At 59.2% G+C, this 14,555-nt stretch carries 14 protein-coding genes and 1 pseudogene; 9 read left to right on the top strand and 6 right to left on the bottom strand.

Translation table 11 applies throughout. The features are described 5' to 3' along the window. From ON00_RS20780 to ON00_RS19075, 4 genes are all read left to right on the top strand, one after another. A partial coding sequence (locus ON00_RS20780; RefSeq protein ID WP_010409051.1) for a hypothetical protein occupies positions 1–694 on the top strand: 694 nt, incomplete at its 5' end. After that, the gene (locus ON00_RS20775) at positions 691–1,593 is read left to right on the top strand and encodes a hypothetical protein (protein WP_154651472.1); all 903 of its coding nucleotides are present in this window, start codon (positions 691–693) and stop codon (positions 1,591–1,593) included. The genes ON00_RS20780 and ON00_RS20775, both read left to right, overlap by 4 nt. A gap of 411 nt (positions 1,594–2,004) precedes the next feature. Further along, on the top strand, positions 2,005–2,439 hold the full coding sequence (locus ON00_RS19080; RefSeq protein WP_010409048.1) for a LexA family protein: 435 nt from the start codon (positions 2,005–2,007) through the stop codon (positions 2,437–2,439). 9 nt (positions 2,440–2,448) lie between these two features. Then, on the top strand, positions 2,449–3,711 hold the full coding sequence (locus tag ON00_RS19075; RefSeq protein WP_029623233.1) for a Y-family DNA polymerase: 1,263 nt from the start codon (positions 2,449–2,451) through the stop codon (positions 3,709–3,711). Between the two features lie 29 nt (positions 3,712–3,740). Here the strand turns inward: ON00_RS19075 and ON00_RS19070 are convergent, their stop codons facing one another. The 3 genes from ON00_RS19070 to ON00_RS19060 are packed head-to-tail and all read right to left on the bottom strand — an operon-like array spanning position 3,741 to position 5,793. Beyond that, positions 3,741–4,571: a GIY-YIG nuclease family protein gene (locus ON00_RS19070; protein WP_201785572.1), complete on the bottom strand. Its 831-nt coding sequence runs from the start codon at positions 4,569–4,571 to the stop codon at positions 3,741–3,743. Next, positions 4,571–5,119 carry a hypothetical protein gene (locus ON00_RS19065; RefSeq protein WP_010409039.1) on the bottom strand — a complete coding sequence of 183 codons (549 nt, stop codon included), beginning with the start codon at positions 5,117–5,119 and terminating at the stop codon, positions 4,571–4,573. Before ON00_RS19065 ends, ON00_RS19070 begins: the two co-directional genes overlap by 1 nt. Before the next feature lie 44 nt (positions 5,120–5,163). Then, complete coding sequence (locus ON00_RS19060) at positions 5,164–5,793, bottom strand: hypothetical protein (protein ID WP_010409036.1); 630 nt, start codon at positions 5,791–5,793, stop codon at positions 5,164–5,166. A 394-nt stretch (positions 5,794–6,187) separates the two neighbouring features. Between ON00_RS19060 and ON00_RS19055 the strand changes: the two genes are divergently transcribed. The 5 genes from ON00_RS19055 (at position 6,188) to ON00_RS20770 (ending at position 11,299) form a co-directional block, all read left to right on the top strand. Further along, positions 6,188–8,326, top strand: coding sequence for a ParB/RepB/Spo0J family partition protein (locus tag ON00_RS19055; RefSeq protein WP_010409033.1), 2,139 nt, complete (start codon positions 6,188–6,190; stop codon positions 8,324–8,326). 58 nt (positions 8,327–8,384) lie between these two features. Next, positions 8,385–9,011, top strand: a complete 627-nt coding sequence (locus ON00_RS19050; RefSeq protein ID WP_010409030.1) for a DUF6884 domain-containing protein — start codon at positions 8,385–8,387, stop codon at positions 9,009–9,011. Positions 9,012–9,157: 146 nt separating this feature from the next. Next, positions 9,158–9,454 (top strand): hypothetical protein, encoded by a 297-nt coding sequence (locus tag ON00_RS19045; RefSeq protein WP_010409027.1) that lies wholly within the window; start codon positions 9,158–9,160, stop codon positions 9,452–9,454. An 8-nt stretch (positions 9,455–9,462) separates the two neighbouring features. Beyond that, positions 9,463–10,362, top strand: coding sequence for a zeta toxin family protein (locus ON00_RS19040; protein WP_040602335.1), 900 nt, complete (start codon positions 9,463–9,465; stop codon positions 10,360–10,362). Positions 10,363–10,576: 214 nt separating this feature from the next. Next, entirely contained in the window at positions 10,577–11,299 is a 723-nt protein-coding gene (locus tag ON00_RS20770; RefSeq protein ID WP_154651471.1) for a hypothetical protein, read from the top strand. Here the strand turns inward: ON00_RS20770 and ON00_RS20415 are convergent. The 3 genes and pseudogenes from ON00_RS20415 to ON00_RS19020 form a co-directional block, all read right to left on the bottom strand. Continuing rightward, a pseudogene (locus tag ON00_RS20415) lies at positions 11,267–12,048 on the bottom strand (IS5 family transposase). The gene ON00_RS20770 and the pseudogene ON00_RS20415 sit on opposite strands and share 33 nt — an antisense overlap. 151 nt (positions 12,049–12,199) lie before the next feature. Next, positions 12,200–13,069, bottom strand: coding sequence for a 3-keto-disaccharide hydrolase (locus tag ON00_RS19025; protein WP_010409016.1), 870 nt, complete (start codon positions 13,067–13,069; stop codon positions 12,200–12,202). A gap of 540 nt (positions 13,070–13,609) precedes the next feature. After that, positions 13,610–14,458 carry a class I SAM-dependent methyltransferase gene (locus ON00_RS19020; RefSeq protein ID WP_010409013.1) on the bottom strand — a complete coding sequence of 283 codons (849 nt, stop codon included), beginning with the start codon at positions 14,456–14,458 and terminating at the stop codon, positions 13,610–13,612. Positions 14,459–14,555: the final 97 nt, after the last annotated feature.

Genomic DNA, 14,555 nt, shown 5'->3' with positions numbered 1-14,555 from the left:
ACAGCAGATGGTAGATTTTGACTTTCTGATTGAAAAAGTGACTCAGAACTGGAGCGAACGCCGTGTTCTGCTGATGGCACAGGTCAAACCGCTGTTAGTGCGGAACGGCGTTGACTTAGATGCGACACTTGATGGTCGTCAAATTAAGGCTTGGCTCGAAAGTGACGTGCCAGACATTAAGCTCATTAAGAACGAGCGGGAGCCGACCAATTGGGGCTTGGTGCCTGCGGATGCGGACGTATCCGAACCCTATTCTCAGTATTTTGTGACAGGTCGAACGCCCTCTTCCAAGATCAAGAGAGCATTCCCGTTTCAAAACGCACTTCGTATCGCATTTACTCGCCCTATCGAGCCAGGTCAGAAGCGGTGGCTTTTTGCAGGTCCCGCGAGATATCTCGACCTTCCTGTCACGGATAAGCCCGAGGGTGGTGTTGAACTCACATCTTCCGTCATTGAACCGGGTGCAAATGACGAGCGCATCATAACCCTGATCGAACACTGGCTTGTGCAGAATGGCCTTAGTAATAACCATTTTCTCTATGAGCGGCCGTCCATGGCCCATAAATCCCGTGCGGGCCGATCGGCGCTTCATCAGCTGTTAGATATTATACCGATTGAAGATCTTGAGAGAGTTTCATTGCCATTAGATATCATTCGAAAACTACTCGACAAAAGTGAGGACAGTCGTCGTTGATAATCGCCGTAGCGGGGATTCCCCACGAGCATTTCAACCGCATCCAGAAAATTGCGACGCGCATCTTCGGTAGTTCCCCTGTGTTTGTTGGCACTCCTTTGCGGCCAAACGGCGATGGTCGGTTCGAAATAGATTCCGACCATATGGCAAGGCTGGGAAGTTCGCTGGTCAAGCTTATCAAGGCTCAGCCCAAGGCGGTGGAAACCGGTTGTGGGATGATTATACTGTCCGTCGAGGGCCAAGACGTTAGCAATTTTACCATGTCGTTCAGACCTTCAGTCCTGGTCCAAACAGCGTCGCTACCAGAGAAGGTAATGACCCGTGGGCGTAAGGGCGAAGAGTATGCAAATCGCCTTGCAAGTGTTTTGCGCACTGCTTTCATACCGCTGACGCGCGCCGTTGGAGCCATGCGTACAGAGCTTTCAGATCGGATCAATCGGACACCATTACTGTTGCCGCTTCGAAATTTTGACGCGCCAATCGTGACTGAAACTATCATGGAATTGGCTGATACGTTGCCACAAGCTGCTGATCCTGGCGCAATGATCGTTGAGGCATGTAAGCGTATCGAGGCGCAATTTGCATTCGGGCGTTATGGTGGAAGCCAGCGGCGCTGCTTCACAAACACCAGCGAAATTCAGTTTCGCTCACCAAACGGCGCTTTACATGGGGTCGCGGTGAGTGATGAACCCCCGCATAATCGCGATTGCTTATTAAATGGAACCCTTCGCTTGGGCAGCGCCTATACCGCTGGTTTCCATTACGATTGTATTCGCGATCGCAGTGAAGGCCGCCGACGCATTCCGCTGAGCGGGACGTTCTTCGACTGCCACTCTGACAAAAGTAGATGGACTGGAACTCCTCACCTCAACATCGCACCAAACGATTTTGTTAGGTGATCTGGGTGACAATCAAATGTCACCCAGACTATTCCAATGTTGCACAGGCCTAGCGGGGAATCCCCTAGCATACCTTATGCCTGACGGCCCAACCGGCGGGAGTCCTGCAGAACTAGCCTCCGGATTTCAACACGTCGAGCAAGGCAGATCGTTACGCAACTGCATAATCTGCCATTCGCAAGGCACTTTCCGCTCGAGAGAGGTAGGTGCTTATGCGGCCTTTGCCACTATCGTGGCTATTCAGATATAGTGGATTGCGGACGACGACGCAAGCAAGGCTCGTAGAGCTAACTTCGTAGCCAAAATGCGCGAAGCTGAATGCGCGGTTCAGCGCTATGAGACAGTTTGATCCAGACTGCCTGTTCCCTTTTCGTTCCTATGTGCGTTACAAGAGGGTGAAAGGGAATCATCATGTTGCTGCCACCGATGCAGCCGGTCCCGCTCGCCGAGGTGCCAGAGGGGCTAATTCCCTTCATCATCGGTGCAGCAGGAGCCGGTTTTCCGTCCCCCAGCCAAGATTGGCAGGAGGACTCAATTTGCCTGATCGAGCTTCTGCGGCTCGACAGGGCGGCGAGCTTCGTTTTTCGCATCAGCGGAACCAGCATGATCGATGCCGGGATCTACGACAATGATGTTGTAGTGGTGGACCGCGACACGCGCGCCATTGAGGGGCATATCGTTATCGCCATCGTGGATGGCGGCTTTGTCTGCCGTCAGCTCGCGCGCCGCCAAAGCGGGACATTTCTTGAGGCTCGCAACGCCCGCCAGCATTATGACCCTACTCCTGCCGAGGGCGTGGAAATATGGGGCGTCGTGCGAACGAGTGTCCGTGATTTTCGGCGCTAGGCCTCGCGGATGACCCATGGAATCGTCGACGTCGCCAACTTCTACGTCTCTGCAGAGAGGCTTTTTGATCCGTCATTGCGCGGCGTTCCCGTCATCGTCCTGTCGAACAACGACGGTTGCGCGGTAGCGCGCAGCGAGGAAGCGAAGGCCCTGCATGTCCGCATGGGCGAGCCGGTTTTCAAAATCCGGGATCGGATCAAGCGACATGGTATCCAGCTCCGATCAAGCAATTACGAACTCTATGCCGACCTCAATCGGCGGTTCAACGCCGTCATTGCCGAGCATACCGATACGGTGGAGATCTACTCGATAGACGAGAGTTTCTACCGCGCCCCCACCTTGCACAACGGCCTTGGCGACGTGGAAGCCGCGCACAGGTTGCGCGAGGATATATTACGGCAAGTTGGCCTGCCTACCCGGATCGGCCTTGGCCCGACGCGCACCCTATCGAAAGTCGCAAATGCGCTCGCCAAGGCCACCGAAAAGGTTTGGGGCGGCGTGGTGGATCTTCACGACACCGAGCTACGCCGGCGACTGTTCGAGCAATGGCCTATCGGGGAGGTGTGGGGGATCGGAAGCGCGCTTGAAGCGCGGCTCCACCCCCTTGGCATCCGAACGACCGCCGACCTGGCGGCGATGCCGCCAGCGGTCGCGCGCGACGTGGGAACGGTTGTGCTTGAGCGGCTTGTGCGCGAGCTGGGCGGCATCGAATGCGCGGACTTCAAAGTTGAGCCCGACGCGCTGAAGGCAACCGCCGTCACTCGCCAATTCGGAGAGCCGGTCAAAACGCTGGACGAGCTGGGCGAGGCGATGGCGCGGCGCGCGGCGCGCGCGGCCGAGAAGATCCGCGCCCAGGGCCTCGTTGCGAGCCGACTGATCGCCTTCGCCCATGGCTCACGCTATCGGCCGAACCCGCCTTCCGCTTCGCGATCGGCGCGGTTGTCGCCGCCAACCAACGATCCGCGCGTAATCTTGCGGATTGTCGGCCAGATGACGGAGGCCATATTTCAACCGGGGGGCGTCTATACGAAATGTGGCGTTCTGCTGGAGGATTTGACCCCGCAGGGCCAAGGCCAGGCAGACCTATTCGCTACGGTCGATCCTCGTGCCCCGGCACTGCTGGCCGCCATGGATGGCCTCAATAGTCGGTTCGGCCGCAACACCATCACGCTCGCGGTCCAAGGCCACGGCGCCAAGGCTTTCGACACTAAGCGCAGCCAGAAAAGTCCGGCTTGGACGACACGGATCAGCGAAATTCCAGTCGCGCGCTAGAACCAAAGCGCTGAAAGAGTAGCGCCGTTTTAATTGCGATTGAGGCCCATTTGGCGGCTTTGCAGCTTATCCTTCCAGCGGCATTCCAATTCGATCAGATCGGCCATAGTGGCGGAGGTGCCGACGGTCTCCAAGATCGACACCTGATAATCGCTCGGATCGCGGCTTTTCAGCGCGACATTCCCTCCATGCCCGGATGCGAAATACTCGCGCCAGCGGCCAAGAAAGCCCTCTCCGCTGGACGCCATACCGACATACTGTTCCCGCGTTCGCGGGCACGTAAGGAGGTAAATTCCGCGCGTCGCGCGCAGAGCCTCCGCCCAATGGGCCGGCATTGTCTCAATATCAGAGAGGTTCAGGATCAATGCCGCGAAGCCGGGGAACGGATCTTCGCGAAAGGTCCGGCGAAGCTCGACAACCGGCTTTGGAACGCGATCGCCACGCTGAATCCACGCGCGATAGCCCTTGCCCCAATCGATCCAGAGCCGGCCCGCATATTCGGCCAGCTCGGGCAGCAGCGCTAGCCGATATTGGTTGCAGCTTCCTGCCGGTTCCACTCCTCCGGTGACAGGATGCGGCCGATCTTCGGCTAGCGGCCCGATCAGCTCTGCAGAGTACAGACCGACGAACAGGGTTTCCTTCCCAGGAACACCGACGAAGGATGCCCAATAGGGTGCGCGTAGGTCCGGGGCGTCGCCTACCCCTTGGGTTTCCTGATACGCCTCAAAGCGGCTCCTATGGTCCCGCCAGAGGGCATATGGCGTCGGGAACCCCGGATGCCTGTTATCTTGGTGTCGCAGAAGCCGAACCGAGCTTCGGCTAATACCCGCTAGGTCCAGAAGATTGCCAAATGTGAGCATCAGGCCTCAGCTCCCGCGTCGTCCACGACGACCGGGGCAGCGTCATGCGGCAGCGGGCCGAATAGCGTTTCTAGCATAGCGTCCATCGTGTCGATCCGCCGAAAATGCTTGGCCGGCACCTTGCTATGATTGACCCGAAGCGGCCGATCGCCGCCTTCACGGCGGCCGATACGCTTTGGACTCGCGAAGCCCGACAGGTCAGGAAGCGGTTCGCCGGGTGCCCCTCCGAACCACCAGAACGGCCCAAGATCTAGATCGAGCGTCACGCAAATCCAGATAACGCAGCCGCTGGGTTTGTCTGCGAGGGCTCGCCCCACTGAGACCGGCGCTGGCTTACTACGGATGCCAGTCTTGAACTGGATATGGCGAACGACAGGCCCTCGCCCCATGACCAGATCGTAACCATGCGCGTCGAACTCAGATCGCAAGACTTCCACGTCGGTTATTCCGCGCCGCCATAGCGTGCGGAGGGCTTCACCCACGAAGACATGCTCGACGATGCGCTCCCGCAACGTCGAATGATGCGAATGCATGTCAATGCTCGCCATGAGTTTACTTCCCCCTTCAACGCCCATCGATCGCGCCTACGCCCCTAACCCCGGGTCGGTGATGCAACCGGAATCCACAGGTAGCGGAACAGGCCAGCTTTACCGTCGATCCGATTGTAGTCCTGCCAAGTGAGGGCATATCGCCCCTTGATTTCTAAGGCCGCTTCGCGGTTTTTCGTTGTCCCTGGCTTCGCCAGTTCGTGCCAAGCGAGCGAGCCGGTCAGCTCGCGCAGGTCGCAAAGGTTGAAGGCTGCATCTACAGTGTCAGTGCGCGCCCGCGGCTGCCAATAGCTTGGATCGTTGGTGAGAACCAAGACGCCAGCGCCATAGCCGGTTGCCTCCGCATAGGCTTCCATGCGCGTCACATCCTTGCACACGTCATAGCGGCGCTGGTCATGTGCCCCGTGCTGCTTCAGCGTGACCGGCTCCCCGTCGAGCGTGGTCGAAAAGCCCTTGCTGAGATATTTGAGTTCCAGGGCGAACCGGGTTTCGCCGATCACGATAACATCGATCGCGCCCCGCGCGGGGGCGGTTAACGGCCATTCCAGCCTTACATTTAGATTCGGATCGTTCTTCCGAATTTCATAGGCAAGCTCATGCTGGAAATCAGCTTCGGAGCAGAACACGGGCCGACGCACTGCTAGGCTTGCCATCAGATCCTCAATGACGATCAAGTTTGTCTCCGTTTATCATGCGACTTAGGCCAAGCCTGTAAACAGAATATGGCAACACCTTCCACAAGTGGTTTCGACGCCGTTACTTTAGCCTACTAGATCAAGCGCCGTCCCGGTCAGGATATGAGGCGGCATTGCCGCCGCGCTGTTTGCAGGACCGGGGCCTGTTCCTGCCCCCTGGCGCAAGGGCCTGGCCGTCTACGCCGCTGCGCGGCTCCGCTTGGTGATCGCGGGGGTTTCCCCGCCCTTCCTTCGCTGCGCTCTGTGCAGGCCGGGTGATCCCCCTCCCCCGCGATCAGCCCATATTTGCGCCATTCCCCGACCCAGTTCGCCACTTGGCAGAAGTCGATGGGGCCATCGCCTTCGGCTCCATTTTAAGAAGGGAAACAGCACAATGGCTAAGACTTCAAAGCCCACGATCCTGCACCTGACAGTCGATCAACTTCACCGCAGCGAGCAGAATGTTCGCAAGAAACCGTCCAGCGCCGCGAGCGATACCGAAATCTCCGCTTCCTTGCTGTCGGTTGGTCTTATTCAACCCATGGTCGTGATCCCGCGCGAGGCCGGGGGATATGAGGTAATCGCCGGGGATCGCCGTCGCCGCCTTCTCACGGCATTGGCCGAGGCGGATCCGAACCGGAAGGCACTCACTTTCCCGTGTATGAAGGTCGATGACTTGAGCAAGGTCACGGAAATCAGCATGGCCGAGAACCGCGCGCGCGAAGCGATGGCCCTGCCTGATGTGTATATGGGTTTCGCCGCCATTCGGGCCGAGCGCCCCGAGGCCACCCTAGAAGAGTTGGGCGCGATGTTCGGCTACGATGTGGCCCGCACCGCGCGCATCATGCGGATTGCGAACCTTCATCCCGAGATCATGGACCTCTACAGCGCGGGCGAGATCGATGACGCCCAGGCACAGGCATACGCGGCGACGGAGGATCGTTTGCTACAGATCGCGGTCTATCGCCAGTTGGAGAAGGAGGCGACCCGCCCGCACGAGAAGAATGCGAGTGCCATCCGCAAGGCAATGAACTCCGGCAATCACGAACTGACCAAGCTAATGTGCTATGTCGGCGTCGAGACTTACCGCGCAGCAGGCGGCGAATTTGAGGCCGATTTGTTCGCGCAGGATGGCGCTGGCATCGTCCAAAGCCCCGATGTGCTGCACCAGCTAGTCGAGCAGCGCATGACCGAGGATAAGGATCGGTTCGAGCATAATATCTCCCGCAATGGCCGTGTGCTTGGCGAGAAGTGGGGGCTTGCCGACCTACAGTTTTCGTGGGCGGCGACACCTCCGCAGATCAAGCAATACGGCTATCTTTCGACCGACCATGAGCTTCGCATTCGCAATCCGAAGCGGGGCGACCTCCCCAAAGACCTCGCGAAAATCTATGCGTCGATGGAAACGCGCCTCGCTGCAATGATCGGGGAGGATGACGAGCCGCTGGCCGATCAGGAAGAGGCTTACGAGAAGCTGGCGAGCGAAATTGCCGAGCTGGACGCGCAGCGCACTATCATCCTGCCCAAGAAGGGCGCGGTCGTTGCCGTCGCGTCCATCGAGAACGATGGCAGTTTTGACGTAGAGCTGTGGTTTGCAGATCGCGCGGCGAAGGGTGCGGAACTGCCCAAGGGCGCGACCGAGCAGCGCGAAGCCAAGCCAGCGCCGACACCGGCAGAGGCCGAGCGCGCGCGTTTCGGGCTATCGAAGGACAACATGCAGGTCATGATGTTGATCCGCCGCGATATGATCCGGGCCGAGCTAATGCAGTCCGCTTCCGCCGGTTCGTCGCTCGCGCTCGACTTCATGCTGTTCACGCAGGCCCGCACGATCCTGACCCCGACGCACGGATATGGGAATACCGTCTATTTCCATGGCGAACCGCAGGGGATCAACGACCTTCCGCACGACGAGGACGGCACCACCAAGATTCACGATCTTGTCGGCCGCCGCCCCGAGCGCGCCGCGTGGCTCACCACCAAGGAAGGCTTGGCGTCGGGTGAGTGGATGACGGCTCGCGATCCGATTGAAGGCTTCGCGCTGTTCCGCAATCTCCCCACCACGGACAAGAACAAGGTGGCGGCGATGATCGCCGGTCACATGCTCTTGGCGACGACTTCGGTTTATTCCGATGGCCGCACCCCGCGCATGGTCCGCGAGCTTGGCAACTGCATCGAGGCCGAGGCCGGTTTCGGACGCTGGCGCGATACCGTCGAATTGGACGAGGCGTTTTTCAACACCTTCTCCAACAAGGCCCGGCTTGCTCTTCTCGAAACGTGGGGTCTGGCAGATCGCGCCAAGGGCATGAAGGGCAACGAAACCGCCGCGTTCTGTGCCCGCATCGCGAATTGCGACGAAGAGGACGCCAAGTTGCTTGGCCTTCACCCCGACGATGTTGCCGAAGCGGTGAACTGGCTTCCCGACTTCATGGAGAGCGCCACCGTTGAACCCCTCCCTGCCAAGGAGGAACCGGAGGCGGACGAGGACGACGAGCTGGGGGACGACGATCACGAACAGATCGACGAGGCCGCTTGATCCAAAGCGGGGGGCTTCGGTCCCCCGCCCATTCTTACGCAGAGAGGGAGGGACCGCCATGGCCCGCCATTGCATCCGCAAACCGCGCTATATCCCGCGTGTCCACGTCATTGGCGAGCAGCCTGACTTGTTCGGAGGCCCTACGATCAGCCACGCGACCGAGCGGAAACCCGTAGGGGCGAAGGCGCTTCGCGCTATCACGAAATGGGCCATCGCGCCTTGGCTTGGCGACGTGGACCGGGAAGCCGTTCTCGAAGAAGCATCGGCCCCCCTCCCCGTCTACCTCGTCGCTTGCGCTGCCGCGAAGCTGGATCACGCAGCTGAGGCGCGCGACCTTTATATCTCCCCGTGGTTTCGCAAGGCCCGCGCCTATGTCGAGCGCACCGGATCGCCCTGGCTGATCCTTTCGGCAAAGCATGGCCTGATTGCCCCCGGTGCGGTCATCGAACCCTATGATGCGACTCTTGGGAAGATGGGCGCTCCCGCTCGCCGCCTTTGGGGCGCTCGCGTGCTGGACGAGCTGGCGCGGGTTGTGGACGTCGCCGCGCCACTGATCGTTCTCGCAGGCCGCAGCTATCGCGCGCCCCTCTGGCCGAGCATCGCGCCTCGCGCTGCCGCTCCCATGGAGGGCTTGGCTATTGGCGAGCAGTTGGCGTGGCTGTCACGACCGACCGCAGATATATGAGTTTCCGAACAACCGAGGACGAAGGCGAAATCTCCAAGGTTGTTCGTCGTGCTGGCCGGTGGAGCATCCCCTCCACCGGCCCCCTTCGCTGGATCGACGCCGTTCTTTATTCGTTCAAGACTTGATGATATAGGAAAGGCATGACGATGAGCGGCGATACTGGCCCCATGTGGACCCAAGATCAGGCGGTTGCCTATGAGGCAGCGCTAGAGGCCATCAATGATGTGATTGCCGGGTATAGCGAGCAGATCGCGTTTGAGCAGGAGCGGGCAGCTCCCAGCGCGGCGCGGATCGAATGGCTTGAAATGCGGACGGATCAGGCGACCGCAATCATGCACTCGCTCAACGTGACCGACACCGAGAATGTCCGGCAAGTGCTGTCCGAGTATAGCGCGATCGTTCGCGCGCGTGACGCCGCCGAGGCCGTCCCCATCGCTGCCTAAGAGGCAGCATGGACCGCGACCCCGAACGACATAGCCTGTCACCCGACGCCCTACAGAAAATCTATGAAACCCGCGTAGCTCCCCGCCTATTCAGGGGCGCGGAGAGCGTCGAGCAGCCGACTGCGATTGTTCTAGGGGGGCAACCCGGCTCCGGCAAAACCCCCATGCAGAACCATGCTACCCGCGAATTTGCGGGCAGCGGCGGAATGGTGAAGATCATCGGTGACGATCTTCGCGCCTATTTGCCCCATTATAAGAGCTTGCAGCGTGCCGACGACAAAACCGCGGCCTTCTATACCGACCGCGATTCTGGTCGATTGGTCGAGAAGGCCATTGCCGAGGCCGCGCAGCGGCGCGTCAATGTTCTGGTGGAAGGCACGATGCGCAACCCCGAGACGGTTGCGGCGACCTTGCAGCAATTCCGGGATGCCGGGTTCCGAACCGATGCGCGCGCCTTGGCCGTCAGCCCCGAAATGTCGAGCCTTGGAGTGTTGCAGCGATATGCGGCGCAGAAGGAGAGTCGGGGCATCGGGCGGATGACCACGACGGAGGCCCATCAGAATGCCTTGCGTGGGATGCTCGACACGCTGGACCGGATTCAGGAGGGGCGTCTGGCCGACAAGCTCACGATCTATCGACGCGGCGGCGAGGTGATCCATCGCTTCGACCTTACCGGCCCAGCGCGTGCCGGCGAGCCTCGCGCTCGCGAGGTAGTGGAGAGCGAGCGCAGTCGGCCGCTGTCGCCACAGGAGGCCCATTATAAGCATCGCGAGATTGAGAGGCTGACGCCGATCCTACAAAAGCATGGCGTCATCCCCACCCGAGATCCGCAACGCAGTGCCGACCTGGCGCCAAGCAAGGATCAGTCTCCTTCCCCTCCCCTCCGTGACGACGATCGCGAGCGATGACGTCCTGAACAGGGGAGACGTGGAGGCGGGGTTGAATCCGTTTCGATAGGGTTGGCACCCCCGGTTTTGTCAGCGACGCGAAATCAACACTCTGTTTTTCCAAAATTCGTGCCCTACAAGCGACTCGTGAGGACCTGGCAGACGGACCGAGGATTTGTTCCAATTTGCCTGAGTTTGTCAGATTTCGCGGGCGCTCGGATCAAGCAGGGTGATAATGGCTAAGTATATAACACTTCCGACTATCCTTTGGGCGATTGAGCAGCTTCGAGACAGTTGCAACAAGCTGTTTGTAGACCTCCTCATATTAAAGCATGAGGGGCTTTCACCGGATCACCCCGTCACAATCCGCACTATGTCAACGGAGTCAGCAGCTCGTCGTCTAATGGGAGTTTCTGCCGCCGACGGCACTCCGGTGGATAGCGATCACGCGTTCTTCAATCCATTTGCACCAAATGCACCGTGGCGACATGTTGGCTATCCTCGATCAGGCACCTACTCTACGTTAGATCGAAGCAAGACCTTCTCACGTGTTTTTAGAATTGACAAGACTGGCGTTGGCATGACCGTCACGCCAACCGATAATTACATTGAGTCTGTAAAGAATGATCTTAGGCGTTCTGTAAAACGCCCGATTGATATTCCAATTGTTGCAATGTCTATTTGGACGCAGCGATACGATTCGTTTGATGAAAGCGATAATGTCGAAGCTGTTGTCGGACGCTTTCGAGACGAGTACAACTTAACAGAAGAAGAGACTTCGGCCTTCTTTAACCGCGACATAGAAGCTCCAGAGCCTATTTTTGGGCAGGAACCTATTCGGTCCGACGCCTTTATCGAGGCTCTTTTCTCGCTTGCTCCACGCGAGGTTTCCCCTGATCACGGCGGAGCGGCTGAAGCCGAAACCCTAGGCCGTGTTGACAAAAGACTTCAACCATAGGCGCGAGGCGGCGAGGTTGAGGAAGCTTTCGAACGAGAGGATGGTCTTGTCATAGCGGGTGGCGATGCGGCGTTGCTGTTTGAGCTTGCCGAACATGCGCTCGACGCGGTTGCGGTCCCGGTAGCGGCAATAGTCGGGATGCTCGGGCATCTTGCGGTTCGAGCGGGGCGGGATGATCGGCAGGATGCCGCGGACCAGCAGGCTTTCCCGGAAGCGATCACCATCATAGCCCTTGTCCGCCAGCAGCGCCTTGGGCGTGGCGACGGGGATCGCCATCAGCGGTTCGGCAGCGGTATAATCGGAGGCCTCGCCGCTGGTCAGGATGAAGCCGACAGGCAGTCCTTGATTGTCGCAGCGGGCGTGGATTTTGCTCGTAAAGCCGCCGCGTGATCGACCAAGAGCGTTCGCACAAGTCCCCCTTTTCCGCCCGCTGCCGAGACGTGGCCGCGAACGCTGGTGCTGTCGATCATGTGTTGCCAGTCGTCGGTCAGACCCAGATCGACCAGCGTTTGCAGCAAGGCATCCCAGACACCCTGTTCGGCCCAGCGACGGAAGCGCACATAGACCGAGTTCCATTTGCCGTACCGCTCGTGCATGTCGCGCCAGGGGCAGCCGACCCGCAGCACGTGGAGCATCCCATTGAGGAAGAGCCGGTTATCGCCCGCCGGCCGCGCCCAGCGACCACGCTCAGGCGGCAGCAGCGGCCCGATCAACCCCCACTCCGCGTCCGACAAATCCCCGCGACCCATGACTGCCCCCCCAAAAAGCAGTCTTGAATCAGAAGAAGGCCGGTTTGGGAATCCCTTTTGTCAACACGGCCTAGGCCGGGAAGCAATGGAAGAATAGGCGCCGTCTCACTTGATGCTGCCGCATGCAATTAATTCGTCCTTAGAGATCGCGTTACAGCAACTTCAGCCGAATGTTCCGATATTCAACCCTCATCGGCGGACCTACGTGCACCTGCATCCCTATTTCGCCATCGCGCCGACGGCCCTTTGCCTCATCAATTGCCGCCGCCATCAGTTGGCCGTTCAACAAATGATAAAGCGACGGGCCCTTGGCTATAATGTGAGCCTCATTCCAGTTAGGTTTGATCGTCCTCAGAGACCCTGGCTCCCCAATCGCTCCAATTACCTGGGAAGGCGGTGTGGTCGTTCGCGAAAATTGACCGCGGCGGGCGATAAAGCTACGCCCGCGCTCTTCGTAAACCATAGCGGTAAAGAGATTTTGCCCATCAATGTCGAACTGCAGCCCCGATAGCGCAAAGCGGTTGGCTGGAGTGATCTCGTCTTTGACAACAACGCTGCGATAATTCACCCCGCTGTTGCCGCCCGGCGTAATTTTGTAATCGAGCTTCAATTCGAAATCTTCAGGTTTACCGCCGCTCCATATCAGAAACGTATTGCTGCGGAGCAGAGTGTCCGGCGTAACCTCGCCGACTATGGAGCCGTCCTCCACACGCCAGTATTTGGGATCTCCACGCCAGCCCGAAAGGGTTCGGCCGTCAAACAACGGTTTGAACCCGGGGCCGTCGCCGTCGACCGGCTGGGGCATCGGTGGCATGGTGTATCGACCATGGCTCTCCGGCTGCTGCGCCGCTGCAGCTAGGCGCGGGAAAACCGCCAAAGTGCCCACGCCCGCAATGAAAGTACGCCGCGTCCTCTTGTGATCCATGACCCTCTCCATCATGCCAGCGTGCAGGCTTTCGTTCACTGCATCGTTGCCGAAAGTATTGCTGAGCGCAAGCAGAACGCCTGCGTGCCCGTACATCTTTCGCGACCGACCTCGACGTCTATGCGCCCGAGCGCTGGCGGGACGACGCACTGTTTGCGCGGGAAGTGCGCGCAGCCTATGGCCGGTTGCTTGCCCAGGGCTGGACCGACGCGGTGCGGCATCTACACCCCCATGCAACCATCTAAACTTTCTGGAAATATTGGCGGGGAGCCTTCGAGCGCAATGCCGGGCTTCGTATCGATCATGCGCCGCTCTGCATCGAGCTTTCTGATCTGCCAGTCGGTGCCGGCAAGGCGGGATCACGTTCGCGAAAGCGTGCTCGAGCATCCTGAGCGGCCGAGCAATGCCGATGCAGAGCGGGCTTCGTGCTCACCTTGCGTCCATACTCGCTCGCGAGGGGTGAGAACAAATTCTGACAATCCATAACACGTCTTTAGACTAGGATGGCCACAGGTGGAGCGCTTCAGAGCAGGCCGACCAGTTCTGGGCGCTCATCGCCACATTTAGCGTCCCAGATTGTTGACGTTCGTCAATCGACCCGATGGCCGCACAATGTCAAAGCGAGCCGACCCGGCTTCAATTTGGCTCCGACCTCGTGGCGGAAGGTGGCCGTCTCCGAGCTATGAACGCTCCGCGCGTCCGCCTGTAATAGCGGTCTTCGAGGCCGGCAGCGGTGGGCGCCAGATATTCGACATCATCGAAGCCGAGGAATTTCAGGGATTGCACCACAGCCTGGAGGTTGGGCTTGAACTGGCAGTGACGGGCCTTCCGCCAAAGACCTGTGGTGGTGTCTTTGCCTTCCACCGGCGCTACGACACTCATTCCCCAGAGAGGCATCTTCAGAAAGCGGTGAATGTAAGGAAGTCGCATCAGGTGCGTATCGATCACGATTGTGTCCGTGGTCAGGGACGCGATCCGCCGCAAGCCGCCGATCGGATCCTCCAGATGGTAGAGAATGCCGAAGAAGAATGACACGTCGAAACGTCCGTATGATTCAGCGCTAACATTCTCCAGTTGATCGATTTCGAAACGGACGCGATTCTCCTGACGAGCTTCCTGAATAAACCTCGCCTGCGCGATATATCTGTCCTCAGAGTCGAAACCTACGACTTCATCGGCCCCCGTCTCCGCAGCCAGGAAGGAGAATCCCCCGCAGTTACAGGCGACGTCCAGCACGCGCTTCCCTTGCAAGGTGCCGCCGAACTGCTCGAGCAATCTCGGCCAGACATGCTTGCTCATGCTATCTATCCGGCCCAAGGACTGACGGTCCTGTCCGCGTAGGGACTCGTCGTAGGTATTGAGACCGAAGGGCAAGTCAATCGCATGGTGAAACGGGGCCAGTTCCAGAATGCGGCTGCGCATTTCTGCTTCGGTCATGTTCGGCTGTTCGTAAGCGCGCCGGTCTTCCGCATAATGAGAAGCCATTCCGATCTCCCTTGGCAACGGTCGTTGCAACCCTTTGCAGGTGGAGATCGACAGGCGAAGGCATGGAGACGTGAACGACCGATGGGTGTGACGAACG

The organism is Sphingomonas echinoides ATCC 14820, assembly GCF_000241465.1.
Classification (GTDB): Bacteria; Pseudomonadota; Alphaproteobacteria; order Sphingomonadales; family Sphingomonadaceae; genus Sphingomonas; species Sphingomonas echinoides.
Note: the sequence above shows the minus strand (reverse complement) of the source record. Positions and strands in the feature narration are given on the sequence as shown.

Coding starts and splice junctions, on each gene's coding strand:
- ON00_RS19075 (WP_029623233.1), top strand. CDS start 2,449: ATGACCCATGGAATCGTCGACGTCGCCAACTTCTACGTCTCTGCAGAG.
- ON00_RS20770 (WP_154651471.1), top strand. CDS start 10,577: ATGGCTAAGTATATAACACTTCCGACTATCCTTTGGGCGATTGAGCAG.
- ON00_RS19050 (WP_010409030.1), top strand. CDS start 8,385: ATGGCCCGCCATTGCATCCGCAAACCGCGCTATATCCCGCGTGTCCAC.
- ON00_RS19040 (WP_040602335.1), top strand. CDS start 9,463: ATGGACCGCGACCCCGAACGACATAGCCTGTCACCCGACGCCCTACAG.
- ON00_RS19055 (WP_010409033.1), top strand. CDS start 6,188: ATGGCTAAGACTTCAAAGCCCACGATCCTGCACCTGACAGTCGATCAA.
- ON00_RS19065 (WP_010409039.1), bottom strand. CDS start 5,119: ATGGCGAGCATTGACATGCATTCGCATCATTCGACGTTGCGGGAGCGC.
- ON00_RS19025 (WP_010409016.1), bottom strand. CDS start 13,069: ATGTACGGGCACGCAGGCGTTCTGCTTGCGCTCAGCAATACTTTCGGC.
- ON00_RS19080 (WP_010409048.1), top strand. CDS start 2,005: ATGTTGCTGCCACCGATGCAGCCGGTCCCGCTCGCCGAGGTGCCAGAG.
- ON00_RS19020 (WP_010409013.1), bottom strand. CDS start 14,458: ATGGCTTCTCATTATGCGGAAGACCGGCGCGCTTACGAACAGCCGAAC.
- ON00_RS19070 (WP_201785572.1), bottom strand. CDS start 4,571: ATGCTCACATTTGGCAATCTTCTGGACCTAGCGGGTATTAGCCGAAGC.
- ON00_RS19045 (WP_010409027.1), top strand. CDS start 9,158: ATGAGCGGCGATACTGGCCCCATGTGGACCCAAGATCAGGCGGTTGCC.